Genomic DNA, 11,737 nt, shown 5'->3' with positions numbered 1-11,737 from the left:
GAATGCGCCCCGCATTCCCCTTCGTATAACATTAATCAAGATCAATAAAGTCAACCTTAAACGTATCATCTGGTTCCATATGACCGCGCTTCTTAGGCTGGCTGCTCAGAAGTTCATCCAGGTCATCGATGATATCTTCTGGCTCATCGTTATCATAGCCGTATTCTTCTTCGTAATCAACTTCATCGTCAAAATCATCATAATCGGCATCCTCATAATCAACTTCTTCAAACTCATCAAAGTCGTCTTCATCACCATAATCGTCAAAATCATCTTCATCTCTTAGGTTAGCTGTCTTCGCAGGAACTCGAACCGCCGGCTCATTCTTAGCCTTTCCCGAAGCCTTCTTCTCTGCTTTTTTCCCTTTTGAAGCCTTCTTACCTTTTGCCTGTTCTTCTTCCTCTTCATCCAGATCAATACCATATTCATCATATAGATCGTCCAATTCCAGATTCCGATGACGTAACTTCACAGCGATCACAATGATAATAATCAGCAGTATGATCAGAAGAATTCCGCCAAGAATTACTGCAATATCCAGAAAATCTTCAATAAGTTGAAGAATCTTGCCCCATAATCCCTTTGGAGAAGATTTCTTCTGTGTATCATCTGTAGATGCCTGTGGCTCATATCTCTGATATGTCTTATCCACCGTATCATAACGATACAGTGCCTTCTCTCCATCTGAATTCAACGCATAGATCATATAATAATCTGCATTGTCTGTATCTTGCCATGCGGTGAACTCTTTTCCATTCATGGTCAGAGTCGTCTCCTGATACTGACTCGGAAGCTTTGTCGATCCATCATCCCGTAAAAGAACCAGATATCGATCCTGTGCAATCTCCACTTCCTCAAATGGAATAAAGGTTCCGCTGTCACTGATATATAAGAAGAAGTCTGCCTCGCCGCCATCCATCGGTGCCAGATACATTGCAGATTCGCCGCTGGCTGCCTGTGTCACAACCTGACAAGTTGTTCCCTCAAAGGTCATCTCGCTTCTCTCGAATCCACCTGGGATTACAGCATCCGAAAAATCATTGGAAACTACATACTGTACGCCATCTACTTCCACCTGTGGACCATCTCCACTGACTGTACTTGTATCCTCATCTTCCGTAATCAGAGAGGGATCTCCAGGACCAATCGTTACTGCAGAACTACCATTGGTAATCTGCAGAGAAGAACCAGAAGAATCCTTTCCCGATGCCTGTGACACCTCAACCTTCGCAGTGCCTTCTTCCAGAGCCTGGAACTTAAGGATAAAATCCATGCTCGTTCCATTTCCACTGCCTGACAACGTAATTGTTCCATCTCCTCCAGACGCATTATCACCACTGATAAACTTCAACATACTACTGTCATAAGTCAATGTTGCATCCAAAGACTGTATATTAACTGATGACGTTAACTTTGCAGTTACCTCAACTTCCGCGCCTACGGTCGTAGACGGGTCTGTAAAACGCAATTCTGCAGATGCCGCATTCACAACCGTGGATATGCATGGACATAACATACACACCAACAATAATGAAGCAAGTGCTTTTCTTATTCTTCTCATGTAATCTACCTCGTTTTCTCTATACTCCACTTTTCTTCTTACATACCGAATTCGTCAGTTCCACCACCGGCTTCTCCTCCACCAGTTTCTCCAGTTCCACCGCTGGTCTCTCCTCCGCCGATCTCCCCGGTTCCGCTACTTCCACCGGTTCCTGTATTGCCTCCGGTTCCGCTACTTCCACCGGTTCCTGTATTGCCTCCGGCATTGCCATTCCCATTATTGGTTCCGCCGCCGGTCGTTCCGGAAGAATTTCCTGTTCCACTGCCAGAATAGGTCTCCTCAGGCTGTTCCATAATTCCTTGTGTTGCTTCATTGGTATCTGCCTGCCTGTCACCGGCTTTCGCTACAATCTTACTGCTGATGGAATTCACCGTCGACGATGCCGTATACGTATCACTCTCTCCATACAAGAACTTATGAAGCTGTTCCACATTGCTGCTCAAAGTAACCGGAATTACGACGCTTCCCACATTAGCTAATGTATCCGTTGATTTGTCAAATGGAAATCCTGTCGTCTCTCCCAATTGATAATCAAATGCATCCTTGGCATACTCTAGAATCTCTGTCAAAGTAAAGTTCGTAGATACTTCTGGGAATACCTCGTCAATAATCTTGTTAATCTGTGCAAGACTTGCTCCCTGCAGCTTCTCTATAATCTTCGTCAGGACATCTCTCTGTCGTTCCGCACGCTTGAAATCATCTCCAGCCGTATATCGGATTCTGGCATACGCGGTCGCCTGAACTCCATTCAATGTCTGAAGACCTGGTTCTGTAACTCCAGGAGATAACTTTCCTGTCACCTTCATGATCTCAGTCGCATATCCACAGATGTAAGAGATCTCTTCTTCCTGAACATCAATCTCAATACCGCCAACTGCATCAATCACATCAATCAACGCATTAAAATTCACCGTCACATAATGTTCAATATCTAGATCCAGATTCTTATTCAACATTGCCAGCGCATCTTCCGGTCCACCAAAAGAATACGCTGAATTTGCCTTATTCAAGGTACCATCTTTTTGTTCCATCAGGGTATCACGATACACAGAGACAATCTTCACTTCCATAGTCTCCCGATTCAGACTGGCAATCATGATTGTATCGCTTCGAGTATCCCCTTCCAGCTCATTATCACGGGAATCCACACCAAAAAGTGCCACATTCAGATAACCCGTACCTCGTTCCTTCGCTTCTTCTGATATACTTAACGCTTCCGTATCCAGCTCTGTCGTCTCAATCTTCGACAATTTACTTGCCAGAATCACAGCTCCGGCCGCTGCGACCAACGCTACGGTCCCACCAAGAATGGCTCCAATCTTCTTACCTAATGACCAGGCTGCAAATCCACGTTTCTTCGATCTGCGACCACGTCTATAGTGCTTTCTTCCTTTTGCCATTATCCAAAATCCTTTCTTCTATTCCTGCTTATGGTAACACTCTTCACTATATTACTCCATTTTTATCAAAACTTCAATGAAAAATCGCGGTTTTCTAAGGATTTTCCCAATATGTCGTACTCATAGAACAGAGCCTTACAAGCCACAGCGGCAATTTCTTATACTTTTGTCCTAATTTGTAACCCAGATACTTGCATCCGCTCTTATAGATCAGACTCGGAATCAGATAAGGCTTTTTACTCCTTATCAGATGATGCGTAGTCTGCTTTACCAGGCGAATTCCCTCACTTTCCGACCGAATTCCCGCAAATACTTCCGGGTGATCCACCTGCGACACTGCCAGATCAAAGTTACGATGGAACTGCTGGATTCCTGAATAATTGTGCGAATGAATCACCTGAGCATCTGCCGCATATGCCACAGAATATCCATGCTGCACCATCTGTGCTGCCATGATCATATCTTCATTAAAGATCGTCTTCTTCGTGAATCCTCCTAATTCCAAGTACACTTTTCTTCGATAAGCTGCACATACATCCGAACAGAAGAAAGTCTTGATCCCTAATTCCGGGAGATCTTCCTTCCCTTTGATTCTGCTTTCCGCCGGATAGTTGAATGTACGTGTATAACGCTCAATAAAATCACAATCCTTGGCCGGAAGTTGTCTGGCATAAGATACACTCACCTTCTCATGCTCTTCCAGTGGCCGTACCAATGCCTCAATCAATCTTGTGTTTGCAGGCACTGCATCCTGTGTCATGAATACCACCACATCCGCATCCGACATGGATAATCCCAAGTCACGCGTTGCACCATGGTCGAACTCTTCCGGCAGGATACGATGCACCGTCACCCCTGGCATCTGCTCCACTTCTTCTGGAAAATGGTCTGATTTTGTATCAATAACATAGATATGGTGCACCGGATAGCTCTGCTTTCCTAACCTTCTTAAGAGTTCTTCAAACTTTTCATCCGGGCGATATGTTGGAATAACCACATCCACCTTTCTCTGATTGCTCATCTTACTACTCATTCCTTTTCTTACTCTCATCGTATCCGACAAACCAATACATCACCCCTGTCAATACCAGCCAGAACCATGTCGTCGGATTACTGAACCACGTCGTAAAGAAAGCCAGCCCAAGATAGATTGCCAGCTGCCCATAGAACAGATACGCAACCGGATTCTTACTGTTCTTCACAACACGAGTCAACACTTTTGCAGCTATCCCGATCATCAGTGCTACACAGAATACTCCGACAATCCCAAAGTCATAATATGCATCATAGAACATCGTCAATGTAGTCAATTCTGGTTTCGTCAGATAGATCACAGAAGATGTCAACTGCGGAAATACAAATTTCAAACCTGTCAAAGCAAATATCGGGAACAACATTCTGATTCCCCAGGTATGTTCCGTCAGCTGCACTACCATACAGTTAAAATTCTCAAAATTATTCGCCACATACATATAGGGCTGCGTGACGAAGATTGGCATCTTCTCATACTTCATCTCGAATATGCTGTTCAGATAAGTCACGTCATGATGTCGGAATACCGTCAGGATGACATAGATTGGAATTACTGCCACAATCAGTATTGCCATCGTCCGCAGACGAATCTTCTTATTGACAATAATATATGTAACCACTGCGAATCCAACTGCAAATAATAGCTGAAATCTAGAAACACACAAAAACGGAATGGCTATCGCGATTATATTCGTCACCACCAGAATCAGCTTATTTTTCATTGATATTTCATTACTAACCTTCACATACAATATAGTAATCGCCGGAATCAGTATGCAACTGATCGTGAAATAATGTACCCCCGACACATGAAAATAAGAATAGGCATGTGGTTCACTCGAAAACAATGGAATAAATCCTACTTTCAGCGCTTCAAATGCAAAGCATACTACCGACGCAACCGCCAATCCAACAATACATTGGAACAATCTTTTCGCCTGCTTCTCATTCTTCTCCAGCTCTTTTTCTTCAATCTTACCATATCTTTGTCCCCACTCATACCCAATGCCGAAGCCAACATAGATTAGGAAAAAGCATAGCCAGGTAATATAACTCCAATCCGTCTGTAGCTTACTCAGCTGAAGACAGGCAATCCCCTGACCGCCGACCCAGGACAATGTAAATAATGCCCGCAATTCTACCAGACTACCAGTCTCACGTACCCAATGCGCATACAGAAATAGGGCTTCTCCTATAAGAATTGTTCCTGACAGATAATAAAACCCAGCAAGAGATGCGATATAACTGGCAAAAAAAGTCAGCATATAAGTTCCATATTCCAATATAATATTATTCCGACTGCGTTCCCTCATCGTGTATATCTCCTTCAAATGCAGACTCTATGGCACTGGTATCCTCTGTCACTCCAGACAGATAGATAATATCATCATGAATCTGCTGTACTTTTTCCGATGGCTGATAAGACGTCTCACCAAATAAATTCTCATGCAATTGTGTCACATTACCTACAAAATCAATAGGTATGACATAAGACCCTTCATGATTTCGTACAGAATCATCTGTCGTTACCGCGTATGGGAAGCCAGAAGTATCTACGATATTATAATCCATAATATGCGCTGCAAATCCTAGCATATCCTTAATCGTCAGATTCGTAGAGATCTGCGGAAATACCTTATTAACAATCTCATTCAATGTGAGAACATTCGCTTTTTTTGCCTTTTCTGCCACTTTCTGCAATACCACTCTCTGTCTCTCTGTTCTCTTGAAATCATTTCCTTCCGTATAACGGATTCTGGCATATCCTACTGCATGAACACCGTCCAACAACTGGGTTCCTGCTTCTTCTTTAATCGGGACCATCTCCTGCCCTACCACTTGCGCTGTCTCAAAAGCATATCCATTGCTGTAAAATGCTTCTTCTGCAGTCATATCCATCTCAATTCCACCCAATGCATCAATCACATCCACCAACGCACTGAAGTTCACACTCACATAATTCTGAATATCCAGATCGAAATTCCGATTCAACAGGCTGATTGCATCTTCCGGGCCTCCCGTATTATAAGCTGAATTCGCCTTTTCATAAGTTCCATCCGCCTGTTGAAGAAGTGTATCTCGGTACACAGACACAATTCTGACATCATGTGTCTCATTATTGATACTTGCAATCATGATACAATCACTTTGTACACCGCCTTCTAATTCGCCGTTTCTGGAATCCAGACCGAACAATGCAATATTGGTATACGGTCCTGTATCTCGATATGCTTCTAAGTTATCCAGATTCAGAACATTCATATCCAGTTTATCAAGCTTAAAGATGCCATATGCCACTACACATAATGCTGCCAATATCACTACTTCAACGAATAAGACGGCGATTCTTTTTCTTCTCTTTCTGCGTCTGCGCTTCTTGCGTTCTTCACGCTCAGCCTTCTTACTCATACGCTTCTTTTTACTCATACTGTATCTCCCTCGTATAGACTAATAAGCGTTCTTATTAACAAACCCCTTAAAAAATGTTAAAAATATAATCTTAAAGTCAAATCCCAAAGTCCAGTTCTCAATATAATAGAGATCATATTCAATCCGCTTACGGATGGAAGTATCTCCACGATACCCATTGACCTGTGCCCATCCTGTAAGGCCAGGACGTACCTGATGCTTTACTCGATATCTTGGAATCTCCTCACTGAACTTCTCAACAAACTGCGGTCGCTCCGGTCTCGGTCCTACCAGACTCATATCGCCTTTCAGGATGTTAAAGAGCTGTGGTAGTTCATCAATACTCGTCTTACGGATGAACTTTCCAATCGGAGTCACACGCGGATCATTCTTGGTCGTCCATCCAGCCTTCTCCTCCTTAGCTTCCTGAACTACCATAGAACGGAATTTATACATATAGAACGGCTTATTCTGAAGCCCGATTCTCTCCTGCTTGAATATCAACGGTCCCGGAGCAGTCACTTTAATAATAAACGCTACCACCGCCATAATTGGTGAAAACAATACAATTGCAACCAACGAACCAAATATATCCACACAACGCTTCATAACTGCATTGAGCATATTATTCAATGGTACGTGACGGATGTTAATAACTGGAAGTCCCAACAGATCCTCTGTATAAGGCTTGGTAGGGATAATATTATTATAGTCAGGAATGAACTTCGTATGCACACCTGACTTCTCACACATACCTACAATATGCTCTAACTTATGATATTCTGCCAGCCCAAGGGTGATTGCAATCTCGTCCAACTTATTCTCCGGGAGAATGATCGTCAGATTCTCTGTCCGTCCAAGGACCTTAATCCCTCGATATTCTGTTCCTCTCGGAACATTATCTGCAAGAATTCCTCTGACAATATATCCCCATTCTGGATGACTCTTAATTCGATCAATATATTGCTCTGCTGCCCGGCTGTAACCAATCAACAAGACATGCTTCTGATTATACCCTTGTGTTCTCATATTTCGCAAAACTTCTCGAATAATATTTCTCATGAGAACTTCACAGAACACATTCACACAGAAAAAGATAAAGATCATGGTTCTGGAGAAATCCGGCTGCTTTGTCAGATATAAGAGCAGGATGAATGCCATCAGTCCAATGGAATTCGCCTGCATAATATGCCATGCTTCCAGACGTCTGCCCTGTACCCGCTTCGGCGTATACAATTGGAAGGCATAGTACAGAATCAGATACCCCGGAACAATGAAGAAGAGTACCTTCATATATTCCTGCAGCGATAAGAACCATGGATCCAGCTCGAAGATGCCGCTCTTGAATCTAAGGTACCATGCCGCCACATAAGAAAATACAATCACTAAAGCATCCATTACTACGTGCAATCTATTCAATAACTTTTGATTATCCTTAATCACTTTTTTCACCCATTTTTCTAAAATATTCCAGTCTTTCAGACACACAGTTCTGACCATTACACTTTATAATACAATAATTTGCCAAAATCGACAACCCATTGGCATGCACTTTTTCTTAACATTCTATTAATACTTTTGAAATATTTTCATTTATATCTCGCAAATTTCAGTAGCATATACTTCTCAACTTTGATATAATATGCCCATAATGACATAAAATGGAGTTTGATAAGATGAAAGTAACGATCATAATCCCTAACTATAACGGGAAACACTTTATGGAACCATGTCTTGCATCATTAAAAGAACAGACTTGCCAAGATTATAAAGTTCTTGTTGTAGATAACGCTTCCACTGATGGAAGCCTTGAATATATGAAGGAACATTACCCTAAAATCGAGGTCATCGCCCTAGATAAGAATTACGGATTCAGCAAGGCTGTGAATGTGGGAATCCAACATTCCACCACACCTTATGTCATTCTGTTGAATAACGACACCACCGTAGACCCACATTATGTGGAAGAGATGATCAAGGCAATCGAACGCTCACCCAGAATCTTCTCTGTCAGCAGCAAGATGATTCAGATGTATCACCCAGAACTTATTGACAGTGCCGGCGACCTCTATACACTTCTCGGCTGGGGTGTATGCCGTGGCACCGGACGCCCAGTGAGCAACTATACAGAAGCCGATGAGATCTTCACCGCCTGTGCAGGTGCTGCTATTTACCGACGCTCGGCTTTTGGCAAGATCGGTTATTTCGATGAGAATCACTTTGCTTATCTGGAAGACATTGACGTAGGATACCGTGCCAAGATCTATGGCTACAAGAACACCTATTGCCCTACTGCACTCGTCTATCATGTAGGCAGTGGCACCAGCGGTTCCAAATATAACTCCTTCAAAGTCAAATTATCCGCAAGGAACAACATCTATCTGAATTATAAGAACATGCCGATCCTGCAGCTGATTCTGAACTTTCTTCCGCTTCTTACAGGATATGTTGTCAAATATGCTTTCTTTATCAAAAAAGGGTTTGGAAAGGATTACAAAGAAGGGATCATAGAAGGTCTTCAGACAATGAAAGCGCAGAAGAAAGTAAAGTTTCAACTACGCCATCTTGCAAATTATATAAAAATTGAACTCGAGCTTATCATCCATACTTTTTCTTATGTGAAAGACTGGATTACCCGAAAGATTCTAAAGCGTTAATTTTTCACAATATCAGGCTGCCATCATGGCAGCCTGTTCTGTCTCTAAAAATGGAAAGTATCCTTCAATCCAACCCAGAGCTGATCTTTGTCACTTAAGTTCAATGCCGTTCCATCTTCCAACTGATATCCGTCAGCAGACGCTGTCCCATGGTACGCGCCAGTCAACTGTGGCCACTTGATTCCAATCTCCGGATCATTCCATGCCAGACCACCTTCATCCCCTGGATGATAGAAGTCTGTACATTTATAACAGAATTCTGCAATGTCACTCAACACTAAAAACCCATGTGCAAATCCTTCTGGAATATAGAATTGCTTCTTATTCTCTTCTGTCAATTCTACCCCAAACCATTTCCCGTAAGTCTCACTATCGCTTCGGAGGTCAACTGCCACATCAAACACAGAACCTTTCACAACTCGCACCAATTTCCCCTGTGGAAATTCCTTCTGAAAATGTAATCCCCGAAGGACACCTTTTGTGGAGCAGGACTGATTGTCCTGTACAAAATTCATAGTAAGTCCTGCCTCTTCCATATCCCTCTGATTGTAGGTCTCCATAAAATACCCTCTGGCATCTCCATGAACAGTCGGCTCAATCACGCACAGTCCCGGAATGCCACCGGCATTTTTCTCAACTTTAATCTGTCCCATCTTTGTCATCTCCTATATTATAACACGAATTAAAATTCAATCTCTTTCAGATATCTGCCCAATGCATCCTGCCATGTCGGCAATGGTTCAAACCCATTCTCTTTCAGCTTACTCTTGTCAAGTCTGCTGTTGAATGGACGCGCAGCCTTAGAGATTCCATATTCTTCGGTCGTTACCGGAGATACAGTCAATCTGTCTTCTGCGTACTCTTCATGTCCCATCTCCACTGCCTGGCGGAAGATCTCTTTTGTGAAGTCATACCAGCTGATATAACCACCTTCATTCGTTGCATGATAATAGCCATACTTCTCTGTCTCAATCATATCCACTAATAATCTTGCAAGATCGAACGTATAAGTCGGTGTCCCAATCTGATCATTCACCACCGTTAATTTATCATGGGTCTTTCCTACATTCAGCATCGTCTTGATAAAGTTTTTACCATTCTTACCAAATACCCATGCAATTCGCACGATGAAATATTTCTCTAAAGTCTCAGATACTGCCAATTCTCCTTCCAACTTGGTCTGTCCATAGACATTCAATGGCTTGTAATCCTTACAATCCGGCTGCCAAGGCTCCAGTCCCTGACCGTCAAACACATAGTCTGTACTGATATATACCATCTTACAGTCTAACTTCTTGCAGACATTGGCAATATTAGCTGTACCTCCTGCATTAATGGCACGGACTTTTTCAACCTTATCATCGTCTTCTGCCATATCCACTGCAGTCCATGCTGCACAATGAACGACTACATCTGGATGAACCTCCGCAATCTTCTCTTCCACAGAAGCCGCATCTGTAATATCCATCGAAATATACGGCATTGTAGTAACTGCAGAACCATCTGCCACGCCACTATATTCCGGAGCAATATCACTTCCAATTCCTTCATATCCACGCCTTGCCAGTTCATTCATGACATCATGCCCAAGCTGACCACCCACGCCTGTTACTAATACTTTCATACGATTACCTCCTGCTGCCACAATTAACGATTTGCATACATCTTCTCATAATAATTCTGATATTCACCAGAGATAATAGTCTCCCACCATTCTTTATGATCCAGATACCACTGAATCGTCTTCTTGATACCATCTGCAAACTTTGTCTCCGGAAGCCATCCCAATTCATTGTGAATCTTGGTTGGGTCGATTGCATAACGCATATCATGACCTTTACGGTCTGTTACATAAGTAATCAGACTTTCTGGTTTCCCTAATTCTTTACAGATAATCTTAACAATATCAATGTTCTTCATCTCGTTATGTCCACCGATATTGTATACTTCACCAACACGTCCTTTGTGGATAATCAAATCAATCGCCTTACAATGATCCTCTACATACAGCCAGTCACGAACATTCTCTCCCTTGCCATATACCGGAAGCGGCTTGTCATTCAACGCATTGGCAATCATCAATGGAATCAATTTCTCTGGGAAATGATATGGACCATAGTTATTTGAACATCTGCTGATAGTCACAGGAAGGCCATAGGTTCTGTGATATGCCAGCACTAACAGGTCAGCTGCTGCCTTTGAAGAGCTATATGGGCTACTTGTATGAATTGGTGTTTCCTCTGTAAAAAACAGATCTGGTCTGTCCAGAGGAAGATCTCCGTACACCTCATCCGTAGATACCTGATGATAACGGGTAATTCCGTACTTTCTACAAGCATCCATCAATACTGCTGTTCCTTTAATGTTCGTATCCAAGAATACTTCCGGATTCTCAATAGAACGGTCCACATGACTCTCTGCAGCAAAGTTCACCACGATATCCGGGTGCTCTTCTTCGAATAATCTGTACACTGCTTCACGATCTGTAATACTTTCTTTTACAAATCTAAAATTCGGGTTATCCATGACAGGTGCCAGTGTGGATAAATTTCCTGCATAAGTCAGACAATCCAGACATACAATACGATAGTCCGGGTACTTATCTAACATGTGAAATATAAAGTTACTTCCAATAAATCCAGCTCCGCCAGTTACAATAATTGTCATAATCATATTCT

10 protein-coding genes are annotated in these 11,737 nt (G+C 42.5%); 1 reads left to right on the top strand and 9 read right to left on the bottom strand.

Annotation, left to right across the window (positions count from 1 at the left end; genetic code table 11):
- Positions 1 to 31: 31 nt before the first annotated feature.
- From ACQRBH_RS09595 to ACQRBH_RS09570, 6 genes are all read right to left on the bottom strand, one after another.
- On the bottom strand, positions 32 to 1,561 hold the full coding sequence (locus ACQRBH_RS09595) for a cohesin domain-containing protein (RefSeq protein ID WP_427761490.1): 1,530 nt from the start codon (positions 1,559 to 1,561) through the stop codon (positions 32 to 34).
- 38 nt (positions 1,562 to 1,599) lie between these two features.
- Positions 1,600 to 2,961, bottom strand: coding sequence for an LCP family protein (locus ACQRBH_RS09590; RefSeq protein WP_427761489.1), 1,362 nt, complete (start codon positions 2,959 to 2,961; stop codon positions 1,600 to 1,602).
- 94 nt (positions 2,962 to 3,055) lie between these two features.
- Positions 3,056 to 3,994 (bottom strand): glycosyltransferase family 2 protein, encoded by a 939-nt coding sequence (locus ACQRBH_RS09585; RefSeq protein WP_427761488.1) that lies wholly within the window; start codon positions 3,992 to 3,994, stop codon positions 3,056 to 3,058.
- Positions 3,987 to 5,306, bottom strand: a complete 1,320-nt coding sequence (locus tag ACQRBH_RS09580; RefSeq protein ID WP_427761487.1) for an O-antigen polymerase — start codon at positions 5,304 to 5,306, stop codon at positions 3,987 to 3,989. Before ACQRBH_RS09580 ends, ACQRBH_RS09585 begins: the two co-directional genes overlap by 8 nt.
- On the bottom strand, positions 5,284 to 6,420 hold the full coding sequence (locus ACQRBH_RS09575) for an LCP family protein (protein ID WP_427761486.1): 1,137 nt from the start codon (positions 6,418 to 6,420) through the stop codon (positions 5,284 to 5,286). The genes ACQRBH_RS09580 and ACQRBH_RS09575 overlap by 23 nt, the downstream gene beginning before the upstream one ends.
- Positions 6,421 to 6,441: 21 nt before the next feature.
- The gene (locus ACQRBH_RS09570; protein WP_427761522.1) at positions 6,442 to 7,845 is read right to left on the bottom strand and encodes an undecaprenyl-phosphate glucose phosphotransferase; all 1,404 of its coding nucleotides are present in this window, start codon (positions 7,843 to 7,845) and stop codon (positions 6,442 to 6,444) included.
- A gap of 233 nt (positions 7,846 to 8,078) precedes the next feature.
- Here ACQRBH_RS09570 and ACQRBH_RS09565 point away from each other — a divergent pair, with 233 nt between their 5' ends.
- Positions 8,079 to 9,059 (top strand): glycosyltransferase family 2 protein, encoded by a 981-nt coding sequence (locus ACQRBH_RS09565; protein WP_427761485.1) that lies wholly within the window; start codon positions 8,079 to 8,081, stop codon positions 9,057 to 9,059.
- A gap of 44 nt (positions 9,060 to 9,103) precedes the next feature.
- Here ACQRBH_RS09565 and rfbC read toward each other — a convergent pair whose 3' ends face one another.
- Genes rfbC through rfbB form a run of 3 tightly spaced genes read right to left on the bottom strand, consistent with a single transcriptional unit; the run spans position 9,104 to position 11,726 of the window.
- On the bottom strand, positions 9,104 to 9,712 hold the full coding sequence (gene rfbC / locus ACQRBH_RS09560) for a dTDP-4-dehydrorhamnose 3,5-epimerase (RefSeq protein WP_427743173.1): 609 nt from the start codon (positions 9,710 to 9,712) through the stop codon (positions 9,104 to 9,106).
- 29 nt (positions 9,713 to 9,741) lie between these two features.
- Complete coding sequence (rfbD, locus tag ACQRBH_RS09555) at positions 9,742 to 10,683, bottom strand: dTDP-4-dehydrorhamnose reductase (RefSeq protein WP_427743172.1); 942 nt, start codon at positions 10,681 to 10,683, stop codon at positions 9,742 to 9,744.
- 23 nt (positions 10,684 to 10,706) lie between these two features.
- Positions 10,707 to 11,726 (bottom strand): dTDP-glucose 4,6-dehydratase, encoded by a 1,020-nt coding sequence (gene rfbB / locus ACQRBH_RS09550; protein WP_427761521.1) that lies wholly within the window; start codon positions 11,724 to 11,726, stop codon positions 10,707 to 10,709.
- Positions 11,727 to 11,737 lie beyond the last annotated feature (11 nt).

It is taken from the genome of Bariatricus sp. SGI.161 (genome assembly GCF_050313695.1).
GTDB lineage: Bacteria > Bacillota > Clostridia > Lachnospirales > Lachnospiraceae > JAFBIX01.
This window is presented reverse-complemented; position numbering and strand designations above follow the sequence as displayed.